The sequence below is a fragment of the Micromonospora sp. NPDC048835 genome (assembly GCF_040649995.1).
GTDB lineage: Bacteria > Actinomycetota > Actinomycetes > Mycobacteriales > Micromonosporaceae > Micromonospora.
Genome location: NZ_JBEZGM010000046.1, coordinates 1 through 15,472, shown reverse-complemented (window position 1 = coordinate 15,472; position 15,472 = coordinate 1). Strand labels below are relative to the sequence as shown.

The 15,472-nt window shown below is 72.0% G+C and carries 12 protein-coding genes; all 12 read left to right on the top strand.

The window, feature by feature from the left end:
• Window position 1: 1 nt before the first annotated feature.
• A complete protein-coding gene (locus AB0C15_RS30805) occupies window positions 2-1,210 on the top strand; it encodes a Gfo/Idh/MocA family oxidoreductase (RefSeq protein ID WP_357357931.1) in 1,209 nt (402 codons plus the stop codon).
• Window positions 1,211-1,303: 93 nt separating this feature from the next.
• Window positions 1,304-1,438 carry a hypothetical protein gene (locus tag AB0C15_RS30800; protein ID WP_357357928.1) on the top strand — a complete coding sequence of 45 codons (135 nt, stop codon included), beginning with the start codon at window positions 1,304-1,306 and terminating at the stop codon, window positions 1,436-1,438.
• A 415-nt stretch (window positions 1,439-1,853) separates the two neighbouring features.
• A complete protein-coding gene (locus tag AB0C15_RS30795) occupies window positions 1,854-3,020 on the top strand; it encodes an inositol-3-phosphate synthase (protein WP_357357926.1) in 1,167 nt (388 codons plus the stop codon).
• A complete protein-coding gene (locus AB0C15_RS30790; RefSeq protein WP_357357924.1) occupies window positions 3,004-3,969 on the top strand; it encodes an SCO3242 family prenyltransferase in 966 nt (321 codons plus the stop codon). The genes AB0C15_RS30795 and AB0C15_RS30790 overlap by 17 nt, the downstream gene beginning before the upstream one ends.
• Window positions 3,966-4,886, top strand: a complete 921-nt coding sequence (locus AB0C15_RS30785) for a sugar phosphate isomerase/epimerase family protein (protein ID WP_357357922.1) — start codon at window positions 3,966-3,968, stop codon at window positions 4,884-4,886. The genes AB0C15_RS30790 and AB0C15_RS30785 overlap by 4 nt, the downstream gene beginning before the upstream one ends.
• 53 nt (window positions 4,887-4,939) lie before the next feature.
• Window positions 4,940-5,548: an EboA domain-containing protein gene (locus AB0C15_RS30780; RefSeq protein ID WP_357357920.1), complete on the top strand. Its 609-nt coding sequence runs from the start codon at window positions 4,940-4,942 to the stop codon at window positions 5,546-5,548.
• Window positions 5,549-6,406, top strand: a complete 858-nt coding sequence (locus AB0C15_RS30775; RefSeq protein WP_357357918.1) for a TatD family hydrolase — start codon at window positions 5,549-5,551, stop codon at window positions 6,404-6,406.
• The gene (gene eboE, locus AB0C15_RS30770) at window positions 6,406-7,605 is read left to right on the top strand and encodes a metabolite traffic protein EboE (RefSeq protein ID WP_357357916.1); all 1,200 of its coding nucleotides are present in this window, start codon (window positions 6,406-6,408) and stop codon (window positions 7,603-7,605) included. The genes AB0C15_RS30775 and eboE overlap by 1 nt, the downstream gene beginning before the upstream one ends.
• Window positions 7,602-9,017: a nucleotide pyrophosphatase/phosphodiesterase family protein gene (locus AB0C15_RS30765; protein WP_357357914.1), complete on the top strand. Its 1,416-nt coding sequence runs from the start codon at window positions 7,602-7,604 to the stop codon at window positions 9,015-9,017. The genes eboE and AB0C15_RS30765 overlap by 4 nt, the downstream gene beginning before the upstream one ends.
• Complete coding sequence (locus tag AB0C15_RS30760) at window positions 9,014-10,081, top strand: polyprenyl synthetase family protein (protein ID WP_357357912.1); 1,068 nt, start codon at window positions 9,014-9,016, stop codon at window positions 10,079-10,081. Before AB0C15_RS30765 ends, AB0C15_RS30760 begins: the two co-directional genes overlap by 4 nt.
• A 225-nt stretch (window positions 10,082-10,306) precedes the next feature.
• Entirely contained in the window at window positions 10,307-13,159 is a 2,853-nt protein-coding gene (locus AB0C15_RS30755) for a PQQ-dependent sugar dehydrogenase (protein WP_357357963.1), read from the top strand.
• Window positions 13,160-13,233: 74 nt separating this feature from the next.
• Window positions 13,234-15,345, top strand: coding sequence for a ThuA domain-containing protein (locus tag AB0C15_RS30750; RefSeq protein ID WP_357357910.1), 2,112 nt, complete (start codon window positions 13,234-13,236; stop codon window positions 15,343-15,345).
• The last annotated feature ends 127 nt before the right edge of the window (window positions 15,346-15,472 follow it).

Sequence of the window (15,472 nt, the reverse complement as noted above, 5' to 3'; positions counted from 1 at the left end):
CTTGTCCACGACAGACAAAGAACTGCGGATCGGCATGGTCGGCTACGCGTTCATGGGCGCCGCGCACTCGCAGGCGTGGCGCACCGTGAACCGCGTGTTCGACCTGCCGGCGCGGGCCCGGATGGCGCTGATCTGCGGCCGAGACACCGCGAAGGTGGCCGATGCCGCCGACACGCTCGGCTGGGACGCGTACACCACGGACTGGCGTGACCTGATCAACCGGGACGACATCGACGTCGTCGACATCTGCACCCCGGGCGACAGTCACGCCGAGATCGCTCTCGCCGCGTTGGCCGCAGGCAAGCACGTCCTGTGCGAGAAGCCGTTGGCCAACACGGTCGAGGAGGCACGGGCGATGACCGCCGCGGCGGACGTCGCCCGGGCCGCCGGAGTGCGGTCGATGTGCGGGTTCAACTACCGCCGGGTCCCCGCGGTCACGATGATGCGCCAGTTGGTCGCCGACGGACGGCTCGGGGTGATTCGACACGTCCGTGCGACGTACCTGCAGGACTGGATCGTGGATCCGCAGTTCCCGCTGGTCTGGCGGTTGCAGAAGGACAGGGCGGGCTCCGGCGCGCTCGGTGACATCGGTGCGCACATCATCGACCTGACCCAGTTCGTCACGGGTCAACGGATCAGCGGCGTCAGCGCGATCACCGAGACCTTCGTCAAGGAGCGGCCGCTGCCGGCGGAGTCGAGCGGTCTGGCGGCCTCGGTGGACGGCCACTCGGCGCCCACCGGGCCGGTCACCGTCGACGACGCCGCGGTCTTCGTGGCGCGGCTCGACGGCGGTGCCCTGGCCACGTACGAGGCGAGCCGGTTCGCCACCGGCCGGAAGAACGGGCTGCGCGTCGAGATCAACGGTTCGCTGGGCAGCGTGGTCTTCGACCTCGAGCGCCTCAACGAGCTGGAGTTCTACGACGCCACCCGGCCGACCGCCGAGCAGGGCTTCACCCGCATCCTGGTGACCGAGGGCGAGCACCCGTACATGTCGGCGTGGTGGCCCCCGGGCCACATCATCGGCTACGAGCACTCGTTCACGCACGAGATGCGCGACTTCATCGAGGCGGTCGCCACCGGTGTCGACCCGACTCCGTCCTTCGCCGACGCGTTGCAGGTCCAGCTGGTGCTGGACGCGGTGGCCCGTTCGGCGGAGCTCGGCTCCTCCTGGGCCGAGGTGGAGCCGACGCTGACCGCGGCGGCCGTCTGACCTTGACCATCCGCGACGGCGGTGTCCGCACCGCCGTCGCCCGACCAGCTTTCCGACGCCGACCGGCGAGGGACCAGCCACGGATTGCGCCCCGTGGCCGGGACAGAGGTCGGCATCGGAGAGCGTGCGGCCGGGCCGTACGGCCCGGTGGCGCACGAGCAGGACGGTCGTCCGGTGCGACCGGACCGGGATTCCCCGGCCGCACCGGAGGACCGCCACCACCGGTGACCTTCCGGAGGACCTGATGAGACCGCCCGCCGCCGCCCCCAGCCGTTCCGCACCCGTTCGCCGGTCTCCGGCGGCTCGTGGCTCGGTCGATTTTCCGGTGGGCGCGGCGGCCTGAGACGACCGGCCGGGGCAGACCAGTGCCCCGACCGGCCGGATGCGGGGGAGGCAGGGTCGAGACGCCGACCCGACCCTGCCTACCAGCCCCGTCTGCTCGCACCTGCCGGGATCCGGTCCGGCGTCGTCGCCGCCGACGCCGACGTCGGGAGCCGGTGCTGTTCCGGTGCGGGGCGGGCGGACGGGGCCCATTCACCCGGGCCGAAACTTTCCGAAACCAGGCCGTATCTTTCCGAAACATATTCTGATATTCCTATATTTAGCGGTACCGCCGGTTCCTCGTGGACGGGGAAGGAGCACCATGCGAACAGGTGTCTGGCTGGTAGGAGCGCGCGGGTCCGTCGCGACCACCAGCATCGTCGGGGGGCTCGCGCTGCGGGCCGGCCTGGCCGGGCCCACCGGCTGCGTCACAGAGCTTCCCGAGCTGCGCGGCCCGGCCCTGCCGGCCTTCGCCGACCTGGTCTTCGGCGGGCACGACGTGGCCACCACCCCGCTGTGCAAGCGCGCCGAGGCGCTCGCCGACGCCGGTGTCATTCCCTGGCGGCTGGTCGCCGCGCTCCGCGACGAGTTGGGCGTGGTCGAGCAGGAGTTGCGCCCCGCGCCGACCGGCGACACCCAGGCCGACCGCGCCGCAGTGGTGGTCGGCGACCTCACCAGCTTCCGCGAGCGACACGAACTGGACCGGGTGGTGGTGGTCAACGTCTCCGCCACCGAGCCGTCCCCTCGACCGCACCCCGGGCACGCCGACCCGGCCGCGCTGCGCGCGGCCCTCGACGGGCCGGACGACGTGTTGCCGGTCAGCTCCCTCTACGCGTACGCGGCGCTGCTGGCCGGCTGCCCGTACGTCGACTTCACCCCGTCCACCGGGCTGCGGCTGCCGGCGCTCGCCGCGCTGGCCGAGGAGGCCCGCCTGCCGTACGCCGGGCACGACGGCAAGACCGGTGAAACCCTGGTCAAGTCGGTGCTCGCGCCGATGTTCGCGATGCGCAACCTGGCCGTGGGCTCCTGGTCCGGGGTCAACCTGCTCGGCGGTGGCGACGGTGCCACCCTCGCCGACCCGGCCGCAAACGCGGCGAAGGTGCAGAGCAAGCAGCGGGTGCTCGGCGAGACGCTCGGCTACGTCCCGCAGGGCGGCACCCGCATCGAGTACGTCGAGGAGCTGGGCGACTTCAAGACCGCCTGGGATCTGATCACCTTCAGCGGTTTCCTCGGCACCGGCATGCGGATGGAGTTCACCTGGCACGGGTGCGACTCCGCGCTGGCCGCGCCGCTGGTGCTCGACCTGGCCCGACTCACCGCCGCCGCACACGCCGCCGGGCTGGTGGGGCCGCTTGTCGACCTGGCCTTCTTCTTCAAGGACCCGCTCGGCGCGCCCACCCACTCCCTCGGTGAGCAGTGGGCCCGGTTGACCGCCTTCACCCGGCAACTGCACGACGACGGGAACGGTACGCATGACAACGTTGGCTGATCTCGCCGAGTTGGTCCGGGCGCCGGCTGCGCTCTCGGTGCCCGGTGACGTGATCGCCGGTGCCGCCGCGGCCGGCGCGCTCAGCCCGCGTACCTCTGCTCTGGCCGGCGCCTCGGTGCTGATGTACTGGGGCGGCATGGCCGCCAACGACTGGGCCGACCGGCACCTGGACGCCGAGGAACGGCCCGAGCGGCCGATTCCCAGCGGGCGGGTCGCCCCGGCCGTCGCGGTCGGTCTCGCGGCGGGCCTCACGGCCGCCGGCGTGGGCCTGGCCGCCGCCGTGGGTGGTCGCCGTGCCGTCGCGCTCGCCGTGCCGCTCGCCGCCAGCATCTGGGGGTACGACCTGCTGGCCAAGGACACCGCCGCCGGCCCGGCCATGATGGCCGCCTGCCGTGGGCTGGACGTGCTGCTCGGCGCGTCCGGCGGTCGGCTGACCCGGGCGTTGCCGGCGGCGGCGACAGTCGCCGCGCACACCTGGACGGTCACCGCGCTGTCCCGCCGGGAGGTCACCGGCGCCGACGCCGCCCTGCCGATGCGTACCCTCGCCGGCACCGCGCTGGTGGCCGTCAGTGCCGCCGTCGCCGTGCCGGGTGCCCGCCGGGCCGCCGATCGGGCCGGGACCACCGACCAGGGCGAGGGCGCCGGCAAGGTCGAGGGTGCCGGCAAGGTCGGTGCGCGCGCGGGTCGCAGCCGGTCGGCCGGGGTCGCGGCGGTGCTGCCCGCAGTGCTGGCCGGTTGGTACGCCGCCCGTTACGGTGCGGCCCAGGTCGAGGTGGTCCGGGACCCGTCGGCCGGACGGGTCCGCGCGGCGGTCGGTGCCGGGATCACCGGGCTGCCGGCCCTGCAGGGGGCGCTCACCGCCCGGGGCGGAGCGGGCCTGCTCGGGCTTGCCGTCGCGGCGGCCGCGCCGCTGGGTCGGCGGCTGGCCCGGAAGGTCTCCCCGACATGACCGTCCCCGAGGCCCGGTCGGGGGCGCCGGCCGCCGACGCCACGACGCTGCGTCTCGGGTACGGCACGAACGGCTTCGCCAACCACCGTCTCGACGACGCGCTCGCCGTCATCGCCGACCTGGGCTACGACGGGGTGGCGCTCACCCTGGACCACGACCACCTGGACCCGTTCGCGCCCGGGCTCACCCGCCGGGTCGCCGCGGTCGGTCGACGGTTGGAGTCGCTGGGCCTGGCGGTGGTCATCGAGACCGGGGCCCGCTACCTGCTCGACCCATGGCAGAAGCATGCTCCGACGCTGCTGCACGACGACCCGACCCGGCGGATCGAGTTCCTGCGCCGGGCCGTGCGGATCGGCGCCGACCTGGGCGCGGAGGCGGTCTCGTTCTGGGCCGGTGTCCGACCCGAGTCGGTGTCACCCCAGTGCGCCTGGGACCGGCTGGTGGCCGGCTGCGCCACAGTTGTCGACGCGGCCGACACCGCCGGCGTGACCGTCGGCTTCGAACCGGAGCCGGGCATGCTGGTGCAGGACATCGCCGACTGGCGTCGGCTGCACGACGCCCTCGACAACCCGGCCCGCCTCGGCATCACCCTCGACATCGGCCACTGCCGGTGCCTGGAGCCCTGGCCGGTGCCCCAGTGCGTCGCCGAGGTCGCCGGCCACCTGGTCAACGTTCAGATCGACGACATGCGCCGCGGCGTGCACGAGCACCTGGAGTTCGGCGTCGGCGAGATCGACTTTCCGCCGGTGCTGGCCGCCCTGGCGGCCGCCGGCTACCAGGGGCTGGTCGCGGTGGAGCTGCCCCGCGACTCGCACGCCGCACCCGCCGTGGCCGCCCGGTCGATCGAGTTCCTGCGGGCCGCCGCGGCGGCACCGCACGAGGCGCCATCCGCGAAAGAGGCCCCGGTGCACATCTAGGTGCAGAGCAAAGGGTGGCGTGGCACCGGGGGCAGCACAAGGGAGGAGACGGGATGACACCGGATTCACTACGGGCCGCGCTGGGAGGCGTACCCGATCCCGACTGGCTGGACACGGCGCTGCGCCGGGTCGCGACCGAGCCCAGCGCGATCACCCGGCTCTTCCCCGCCGTCGGCCGACGCTGCGGTCGGGCCGCGCTGCCCGACGCGCCCGGCTGGACCGCCGACGACGCGGCCCGGGTGCTGCTGCTCACCAGCCTGCCCGGTGACCACGCGGCGTACGCCGAGAGTCTCTACCAGCACGGTGACGCGGCCGAACGGCGCGCCGTGCTGCGGGCCCTGCCGCTGCTGCCGATCGGCGCCGAAGCGGTTCCGCTGCTGCACGACGCGATCCGGACCAACGACACCCGGCTGGTCGCCGCCGCCCTCGGCCCGTACGCGCGGCACCTCGAGCCGGCCGCCTGGCGACAGGCGGTGCTCAAGTGCGTGTTCAGCGGCGTTCCCCTGGCGGCCGTGGCCGACCTGGAGACCCGGGCCGACAGCGAGTTGACCGCGATGCTCGCCGCGCTTGCCGCCGAACGGCACGCCGCCGGCCGTGAGTTGCCCGCCGACGCCACCGACCTGCTCCACCGGCTCACCGCCGCACTGCCCCGGGAGGCGTGAATGCGCATCTTCGACCCCCACATCCACATGACCTCACGCACCACCGACGACTACGAGCGGATGGCCGCCGCCGGCGTGCGCGCCGTGGTGGAGCCGGCGTTCTGGCTGGGGCAGCCCCGCACCAGCGCCGCCTCGTTCACCGACTACTTCGACTCGCTGATCGGCTGGGAGCCGTTCCGGGCCGGGCAGTTCGGGGTGCGCCACTTCGCCACCATCGCGCTCAACCCCAAGGAGGCCAACGACCCGCGCTGCCGCCCGGTCCTCGACCTGCTGCCCCGGTACCTGGACAAGGACGCGGTGGTGGCGGTCGGCGAGATCGGGTACGACTCGATGACACCCGAGGAGGACGAGGCGTTCGCCGCGCAGCTCGCCCTGGCGGTGGCGTACGACCTGCCGGCGCTCGTGCACACCCCGCACCGGGACAAGGCGCGTGGCTGCGAGCGCACCCTCGCCGTGGTCGCCGAGTCCGGCATCGAGGCGGGTCGGGTGGTGGTCGACCACCTCAACGAGGTGACCGTGAAGCTGGTCCGCGACAGCGGCTGCTGGCTCGGCTTCTCGATCTACCCGGACACCAAGATGACCCCGCAGCGGATGGTGGAGCTGCTGCGGGAGTACGGCACGGAACGGATGCTCGTCAACTCGGCCGCCGACTGGGGACGTTCCGACCCACTGCTGACCAGGGCCACCGGAGAAGCGATGCTGCGGGCCGGCTTCAGCGACGACGACGTCGACAGGGTGTTGTGGCGCAACCCGGTGGAGTTCTACGGGCAGTCGGGGCGACTCGACCTCAGCGACCTGGAAGACCCCTCCGCCGTGGACCCGCAGACCGGCAACTCGATCCTGCGTGGCGGTAGCTGATGCGGTTGCGACATGCCGGCGGCGAGACCGTCCATCTCGGCTACTGCACGAACGTGCACCCCGCCGAGGACCTCGCCGGCATCCTCGGTCAACTGGACACCTACGCGGTGCCGGTGCGCGAGGCGCTCGGCAGTGACCTGCTCGGGCTCGGCCTGTGGCTGGCCGCCCCGGTCGCCGCCGAACTGGCCGCCGACCCCGCGCTCCGCCGCCGGTTGCGCACCGAGTTGGACGCGCGCGGGCTGGAGGTGGTCACCCTCAACGGCTTCCCGTACGCGGCCTTCCAGGCGCCGGTGGTCAAGCAGGACGTGTACCACCCGGACTGGACCACCGAGCAGCGTCTGACGTACACCCTGGACCTGGCCCGGGTGCTCGCCGACCTGCTGCCCGACGACGCCGCCCGGGGCTCGATCTCCACCCTGCCGCTGGCCTGGCGTCGACCGTGGGACGCCGACCGGGCGGACGCGGCCCGGCGTCGGCTGGACCAGCTCGCCGCCGGCCTGGCCACCGTGCAGCGGGACACCGGCCGCGAGGTGCGAATCGCCTTCGAGCCGGAGCCCGGCTGTGTCGTGGAGAGCACCGGTCAGGCGGCCGCGCTGCTGTCCGGGATGGACACCGACCGGCTCGGCGTCTGCCTCGACCTGGCCCACCTGGCCTGCGCCTGGGAGGAGCCGGCCGAGGCGCTGCACCGACTGCGGGCGGCCGGCCTGCCGGTGGTGAAGGTGCAGGTCTCGGCCGCCGTGGAGGCCGCCGACCCGGAGGGCGGGGCCGAGGCGTTGCGCCGGTGGGTGGAGCCCCGCTTCCTGCACCAGACCCGGGGCGCCGGGTGCGCCGGTCTGGCCGACCCGGCCGACCCCGCGTACGCGGCCGACGACCTGGACGAGGCGCTGGACCGGGAGCTGCCCGGCCCGTGGCGGGTGCACTACCACGTACCCCTGCACGCCCCACCCGAGGAGCCGCTCGGCTCGACCCTGCCGGTGCTCCGCGCAGCCCTGAGAGCGCTCTTCGACGGCCCGGCCGCCGGCTGCGACCACCTCGACGTCGAGACGTACACCTGGGGGGTGCTGCCGGCCGCACGACGGCCCGGCACCGACGCGGAGCTGGCCGCGGGCATCGCCGCGGAGCTGGCCTTCGCCCGAGACGAACTGGTCAGCCTCGGTCTGACCCCGCAGCGATCCGTGAACATGGGAGTGGAGCGATGAGTCAGCGCCTGGTGGTGCTCGACGTGGTGGGGTTGACACCGCGACTGCTGAAGCACATGCCTCGACTGCGCGGGGTCGCCGACGGCGGCTTCCAGGCCGAGCTGGGCACCGTGCTGCCCGCCGTGACCTGCTCGGTGCAGTCCACCTTCCTGACCGGCGAGCCGCCCAGCGGGCACGGGATCGTGGGCAACGGGTGGTATTTCCGGGAGCTGGGTGAGGTGCTGCTGTGGCGGCAGCACAACGCGCTCGTCGGTGGGGACAAGCTCTGGCAGGCCGCCCGCCGGGCCGAGCCCGGCTACACGGTGGCGAACGTCTGCTGGTGGTACGCCATGGGCGCGGACGTCAACTGGACGGTCACGCCCCGCCCGGTCTACTACGCCGACGGGCGCAAGGAGCCGGACTGCTACACCGACCCGCCGGAGCTGCACGACGCGCTGACCGGCCGGTTGGGCACGTTCCCGCTCTTCACCTACTGGGGGCCGACGGCCGGGCTGCCGTCGTCGAAGTGGATCTGCGAGGCGGCCGAGCAGATCCTCGCCGACGTGTCACCCGACCTGACGCTCGTCTACGTGCCGCACCTGGACTACGACCTGCAACGCTTCGGTCCCTCGTCGGCCCAGGCCGCCGCGGCGGCAGCCGAGCTGGACGCGGTGCTCGGTCCGCTGCTGGACGCCGCCCGGGCCCGGGACGCCACGGTGGTGGTGCTGTCGGAGTACGGCATCACCGACGTGTCCCGGCCGGTGGACGTCAACCGGCTGCTGCGCTCCGAGGGGCTGCTGCGGGTGCACACCCAGGCCGGCATGGAGTACCTCGACCCGTGGACGTCGAAGGCGTTCGCGGTCGCCGACCACCAGATCGCCCACGTCTACGTCAAGGACCCGGCCGACGTGCCGGCGGTGGCGAAGCTCTGCGCCGCCCTGCCCGGGGTCGCCGAGGTGCTCGACGCCGACGGCAAGGCCGCCCACGGCCTGGACCATCCGCGCGCCGGCGAGCTGGTGCTGGTGGCCGAGCCGGACGCCTGGTTCACCTACTACTACTGGCTCGACGACGCCCAGGCACCGGACTTCGCCCGGCTCGTGGAGATTCATCGCAAGCCGGGTTACGACCCGGCGGAGCTGTTCTTCGACCCGGCCAACCCCGGTGCCGCGAAGGCCCGCGCCGGCGTGGCCCTGGCCCGCAAGAAGCTCGGCATGCGCTACCTGATGAGCGCCGTCGGCCTCGACGCCGGTGCCCGGGCGGTCCGCGGTTCGCACGGGCGGCTGCCGGACGACCCGGCGGACGCCCCGGTGCTGCTCTGCTCCGACCCGGCCGCGGCCCGGGACCGCATCGCCGCCACCGAGGTCAAGGGCCTGCTGCTGGAGCTGGCCGGATTAGGCGCTGCCGGCGCGAGCGGCTCGGGGGAGCGGACATGACGGTCACCGTCGCGCCCACCGACGCCAGCGAGCTGCGGGCACGCTTCGACGCGGAGCTGGCCGGGTTCCTCAGCCGGCAGGGCCCGGACTGGCCGGACGGGGCGCCGCGGGGCGTGTTCACCGCGCTCCAACGGTTCGTGCTGGCCGGTGGCAAGCGGTTACGACCGCTCTTCTGCTACTGGGGCTGGCGCGGTGCCGGGGCGGCCGACGGCACTCCGATCGTGGTGGCCGCGGCGGCCCTGGAGCTGTTCCACGCGTTCGCGCTGATCCACGACGACATCCTGGACGGCAGCGACCGCCGCCGGGGTGAGCCGTCGGTGCACCGGCTCTTCGCCGACCTGCACGCCCGCTCGTCCTGGCGCGGCGACCCCGAGGCGTACGGCCGCAACACCGCGCTGCTCTGCGGGGACCTCTGTGCGGCGTGGTCGGACCAGATGTTCCACGAGTGCGGGTTGAGCACCGAGGAGGTGCACCGGGGGTACAGCGTGTTCGCGCTGATGCGTACCGAGGTGATCGCGGGGGAGTACCTGGACCTGGTGTCGGGCGTGGGTGACGGCTCGGTGGCAAGCGCGCTCACCGTGATCCGGATGAAGGCCGCCCGCTACACGGTCACCCGCCCGTTGCAGATCGGCGCGGCCCTGGCCGGCGCGGGGGCCGAGCTGATCGACGCGTTGGGCGAGTTCGGTGACCCACTCGGCGACGCGTTCCAGCTCCGCGACGACGTCCTGGGCGTGTTCGGTGACCCGGCCGTCACCGGCAAGTCGGTCCTGGACGACCTGCGGGAGGGCAAGCCCACGGTCATGATGGCGCTGGCCCGCAGCGCTGCCGACCGGCCGCAGACCATCCGGCTGCGGGAGTTGTTCGGCAACCCGGCGTTGGACGCCGACGGCGCGGCGGAACTGCGCGACATCATCGAGGCGACCGGCGCGCGGGAGCGGATCGAGCAGATGATCCGGGTCCGCACCGAGGCCGCGCTCTCCGCTCTGCGCAGCGCCGTGCTCGCCGACGAGGCCCGCGCGGCGCTGGTTGCGCTGGCCGGGCAGGCGATCGACCGACGCGCCTGAGTGGCGACTTTCGATCAAATCGACAAAAGTTGATGCTGAACTACCGGAAGGTATGGACACATCGACACGTGCGACTTAGTGTCGTGAGCAACACGAAAGTGTTTCGTCGAGGTGAACCGGCGGCGCGGTAACCCTTGGATCCCCCCACCACCGCTACGGCATCCGGCGCGACGGCGCGCGCCCGGCCTGGCAGTCACTCGTCAGGAAGGGACAGCACAGATGTCCATGAAGGACGCTCACAGACCACGGTCCCGACGATGGTTCTCCGCCGGATCAGCACTGCTGCTGGCGGTCGCCGCCGGCACTGTCGCACTTGCCGCCGGCTCCGCCCCCGCGCAGGCCCACACGATCGTCGCCAGCGACTTCCAGCAGGTCGAGTTGGCCCGCGGCGCCACCGACATGGGTGAGCCGATGTCGCTGGCGGTGCTGCCGGACCGCTCGGTCCTGCACACGGCCCGCAACGGCACCCTGCGCCGCACCGACGCGAACGGCACCACCTCGATCATCGGCACCCTGTCCGTCTACAACCACGACGAGGAGGGGTTGCAGGGCGTCGGAGTCGACCCGGGCTTCGCCTCCAACCGGCAGATCTACCTCTACTACGCCCCGCCGCTCTCCACCCCCGCCGGCGACGCGCCCGCCACCGCCACCGACTTCTCGGCCTGGAACGGAGTGAACCGCCTCTCCCGGTTCACCCTGAACTCCGACTTCACCCTCAACCAGTCCAGCAAGGTCGACGTGCTCGACGTCCCGGCCAACCGGGGCATGTGCTGCCACGTCGGCGGCGACATCGACTTCGACGCGGCCGGCAACCTCTACCTGTCGACTGGTGACGACACCAACCCGTTCGAGTCGGCCGGTTACTCGCCGCTCGACGAGCGGACCAACCGCAACCCGGCGTACGACGCGCAGCGCAGCGCCGGCAACACCAACGACCTGCGGGGCAAGATCCTGCGGATCAAGGTGAACGCGAACGGCACGTACTCCATCCCGTCGGGCAACCTCTTCGCACCGGGCACGGCCCAGACCCGCCCGGAGATCTACGCGATGGGGTTCCGCAACCCGTTCCGGATCAGCGTCGACAAGGCCACCGGTGTCGTCTACGTCGGTGACTACGGGCCGGACGCCGGCTCCACCAGCTCCACCCGCGGGCCGTCCGGCCAGGTGGAGTTCAACCGGGTCGCCGCGCCGGGCAACTTCGGCTGGCCGTACTGCACCGGCACCAACACCAGCACCGAGACGTACAACGAGTGGGACTTCGCCACCAACGCCAGCGGGGCGAAGTACAACTGCACCGGCGGGCCGACGAACAACTCGTTCCGCAACACCGGCCGGACCACCCTGCCGCCCGCCCAACCGGCCTGGATCCGGTACGCGGGTGACGCCGGCACCCCCACCGAGTTCGGTGGTGGCTCCGAGTCGCCGATGGGCGGCCCGGTCTACCGGTACAACGCCTCGTCGACCTCGACCACCAAGTTCCCGCAGTCGTTCGACGGGCAGTTCTTCGCCACCGAGTTCGGCCGGGGCTGGATCAAGCCGATCCACGTCAACTCGGACGGCTCCCGCGGCACCATCGACACCTTCCCCTGGGTCGGCAAGCAGGTGATGGACTCGGCGTTCGGCCCGGACGGCGCCTACTACGTGCTCGACTACGGCACCGGTTACTTCAACGGTGACGCCAACTCGGCGCTCTACCGCTTCGACTACGTCGGCGGCGGCAACCGTGCGCCCACCGCGAAGGCGAGTGCCAACCGCACCTCCGGCGCGGCCCCGCTCGCGGTGACCTTCTCCTCGGCCGGCTCGTCCGACCCCGAGGGCGGCACGTTGACCTACTCGTGGGCCTTCGGCGACGGGACCACCTCGACGGCGGCCAACCCGACGAAGACCTACAGCACCAACGGCAGCTACACCGCCACGCTGACGGTACGGGACCCGCAGGGCGCCACCGGCAGCAGCAGCGTGCAGATCAACGTCGGCAACACCGCGCCCACGGTGACGATCAACAACCCGGGCAACGGTCAGTTGTTCGGCTTCGGCGACACGGTGCCCTTCAGCATCACCGTGACCGACCCGGAGGACGGCACGATCGACTGCTCGAAGGTCAAGATGACCTACGTGCTCGGCCACGACCAGCACGGCCACCAGATCACCTCGCAGAACGGCTGCTCCGGCTCGATCACCATCCCGGTCGACGGTGAGCACGACGACGCGGCGAACATCTTCGCGATCTTCGACGCCGAGTACACCGACGCCGGTGGGCTGACCACGCACACCCAGCACACGTTGCCGCCGCGGCACCGCCAGGCCGAGTTCTACGGCACCTCGTCCGGTGTCAACGTGTTCAGCAAGACCCCGGCCGAGGGCGGCAAGACCGTCGGCGACATCAACAACGGTGACTGGATCGCGTTCCAGCCGTACCGGCTGGGCAACGTCACCTCGTTCAACGCCCGGGTCTCCTCGGCGGGTGCCGGCGGCACCCTCCAGGTCCGGGCCGGCTCGGCCACCGGCACGGTGCTCGGCTCGGCCACGGTCCCGGTGACCGGCGGCTGGGAAACCTTCACCACGGTCAACGGAACGATCACCAACCCGCCGACCGGCACGACCACGCTGTACCTGACCTTCGCCGGGTCGGGCACCGGGGCGCTCTTCGACCTGGACGCCTTCACCTTCGTCACCGGCACGCCGCCGGCCGGCGGGGCCGGGGCGATCAAGGGCCTGGGCGGCAAGTGCCTGGACGTCCGGAACGCCGCCACCGCCGACGGCACGCAGATCCAGATCTACACCTGTAACGGCAGTGCGGCGCAGACCTGGGCGGTCACCCCCAACTCCACGATCAAGTCGTTGGGCAAGTGCCTGGACGTCTCGGGTGCCGGCACCGCCGACGGCACCAAGATCCAGCTCTACACCTGCAACGGAACCGCCGCGCAGAACTGGGTGGCCCAGGCCGACGGCACGCTGCGTGGCGCGGCGTCCGGCAAGTGCCTCGACGTCTCCGGCAACAACTCCGCCGACAGCACCGTGGTCCACCTCTGGACCTGCGTCAGCGGAGCCGCCAACCAAAAGTGGACCCTGCCCTAGCTGGCGGGAGGGGCCCCTCGACAACGCCTAGTGTGAGGCGAGGGGCCCCTCCTAACCGCAATTAGGAGAGCGATATGCGCAGACGCCTACGACCCGTCCTCGGTGCGGCAATGGCCGCACTCGCCGTCATCGCCTGCACCACCCCGGCCAGCCCGGCCAGTGCCGCCGACGCCCCGTACGACGTGCTGGTCTTCTCCAAGACCGCCGGTTTCCGGCACGACGCGATCCCGGTCGGCATCCAGACCATCCGCGACCTCGGGGCGGCGAACAACTTCACCGTCACCGCCACCGAGGACGCCGCCGCGTTCACCACGAGCAACCTCAACCAGTACGAGGCGGTCGTCTTCCTCAACACCACGGGAGACGTGCTCAACGCCAGCCAACAGACCGCCTTCGAGTCGTACATCGGCTCCGGGCGCGGGTACGTCGGTGTGCACGCGGCGGCCGACACCGAGTACGACTGGCCGTTCTACGGCAACCTCGTGGGCGCGTGGTTCGCCTCGCACCCGGCGATCCAGCAGGCAAACATCAAGGTGGAGGACCGTGGGCACGCCGCGACCGGCCACCTGCCGCAGACCTGGACCCGCACCGACGAGTGGTACAACTACCGCACCAACGCCCGGTCGACCGCCCACGTGCTGGCCACCCTCGACGAGTCGTCGTACTCCGGTGGTGGGATGGGCGCCGACCACCCGCTGAGCTGGTGCAAGAGCTACAGCGGAGGCCGCTCCTTCTACACCGGCGCCGGCCACACCCAGGCGTCGTACGCGGAGTCGAACTTCCGCAACCACCTGCTCGGCGGCATCCGGTACGCCTCCGGTCGGAGCAAAGCCGACTGCCGGCCCGAGACCGGCTACACCCCGCTCTACAACGGCTCGACGACCGGCTGGTCGCAGGCCGGCCCGGGCAGCTTCACCAACACCGACGCCACCCTGACCTCGGTCGGCGGCATGGGGCTGTTCTGGTACAACGCGAAGCAGTTCACCAACTACTCGCTCAAGCTGGACTGGAAGCTGGCCGGGGACGACAACTCCGGCATCTTCATCGGCTTCCCGCCGTCGAGTAGCCCGCAGTCGGCGATCGACAACGGCTACGAGGTCCAGATCGACGCCACCGACGCGGTAGACCGCACCACCGGCGCGGTCTACACGTACAAGGCCGCCGACATCGCCGCCCGGGACGCGGCGCTCAACGCGCCGGGGGAGTGGAACACCTACGAACTGCTTGTCGAGGGCGAGCGGCTCCAGGTCTTCCTCAACGGGGTGAAGATCAACGACTTCACCAACACCGACCCGGTACGGTCGCTGGCCGGCCACATCGGCATCCAGAACCACGGCACCGGTGACGACACCTACTTCCGCAACATCCGGATCAAGGAGCTGGGCGGCACCCCGCCGCCGACCGGGAACACCACGATCCAGGCCGAGGCGTTCAGCTCGGCCAACGGGGTCAGCGCGTTCACCAAGGCGGGCGCCAACGGTGGGCAGACCCTCGGCTACATCGAGCCTGGTGACTGGGCCGCGTACAACGGCGTCAACCTGGCCGGGGTCACCTCGTTCACCGCCCGGGTCGTCTCCGGGGGCGCGGGCGGCACCATCCAGGTGCGGACCGGCTCGGCCACCGGCCCGGTGCTCGGCTCGGTGGCGGTGCCGAACACCGGCAGCTGGGACACCTACGCCAACGTCACCACCACGCTGTCGAACGTCCCGTCAAGCACCCAGAACCTCTACCTCACCTTCACCGGCAGCGGCACGGGGCTCTTCGACCTGGACGACTTCACCCTGGTCAAGGGCACGAGCAGCACCGGGGTGGGCCCGATCAAGGGCTTGGCCAGCAAGTGCCTGGACGTGCGTAACGGCGGCACCGCCGACGGCACGCAGATCCAGCTCTACACCTGCAACGGCAGCGCCTCGCAGACCTGGACCGTGACGCCGAACTCGACGATCAAGGCGCTCGGCAAGTGCCTGGACGTCAACGGCGGCGGCACCGCCAACGGCACCAAGATCCAGCTCTGGACCTGCAACGGCAGCGGCGCCCAGAACTGGGCGGCCCAGTCCGACGGCACCCTGCGCAACCCGTCGTCGGGCAAGTGCCTGGACGTCTCCGGCAACAACTCCGCCGACAGCACCGTCGTACACCTCTGGACCTGCCTCAACGCGGCCAACCAGAAGTGGATCCTGCCCTGACCCCCTGACCCCCTGACCCGCAGGGGCCGGCGGCGTGAGCCCCGGCCCCCGCGGCGCTAACCCCCACCCCACCCCCGCCCCCACCCCCGCCCCCACCCCCGCCCCCACCCCCACCCCCACCCCCTCC

What these genes read in the sequence shown, in the direction of transcription:
- AB0C15_RS30795 (WP_357357926.1), top strand. Translation starts at nt 1,854, where the DNA reads ATGCGAACAGGTGTCTGGCTGGTAGGAGCGCGCGGGTCCGTCGCGACC.
- AB0C15_RS30790 (WP_357357924.1), top strand. Translation starts at nt 3,004, where the DNA reads ATGACAACGTTGGCTGATCTCGCCGAGTTGGTCCGGGCGCCGGCTGCG.
- AB0C15_RS30785 (WP_357357922.1), top strand. Translation starts at nt 3,966, where the DNA reads ATGACCGTCCCCGAGGCCCGGTCGGGGGCGCCGGCCGCCGACGCCACG.
- AB0C15_RS30780 (WP_357357920.1), top strand. Translation starts at nt 4,940, where the DNA reads ATGACACCGGATTCACTACGGGCCGCGCTGGGAGGCGTACCCGATCCC.
- AB0C15_RS30775 (WP_357357918.1), top strand. Translation starts at nt 5,549, where the DNA reads ATGCGCATCTTCGACCCCCACATCCACATGACCTCACGCACCACCGAC.
- eboE (WP_357357916.1), top strand. Translation starts at nt 6,406, where the DNA reads ATGCGGTTGCGACATGCCGGCGGCGAGACCGTCCATCTCGGCTACTGC.
- AB0C15_RS30765 (WP_357357914.1), top strand. Translation starts at nt 7,602, where the DNA reads ATGAGTCAGCGCCTGGTGGTGCTCGACGTGGTGGGGTTGACACCGCGA.
- AB0C15_RS30760 (WP_357357912.1), top strand. Translation starts at nt 9,014, where the DNA reads ATGACGGTCACCGTCGCGCCCACCGACGCCAGCGAGCTGCGGGCACGC.
- AB0C15_RS30755 (WP_357357963.1), top strand. Translation starts at nt 10,307, where the DNA reads ATGAAGGACGCTCACAGACCACGGTCCCGACGATGGTTCTCCGCCGGA.
- AB0C15_RS30750 (WP_357357910.1), top strand. Translation starts at nt 13,234, where the DNA reads ATGCGCAGACGCCTACGACCCGTCCTCGGTGCGGCAATGGCCGCACTC.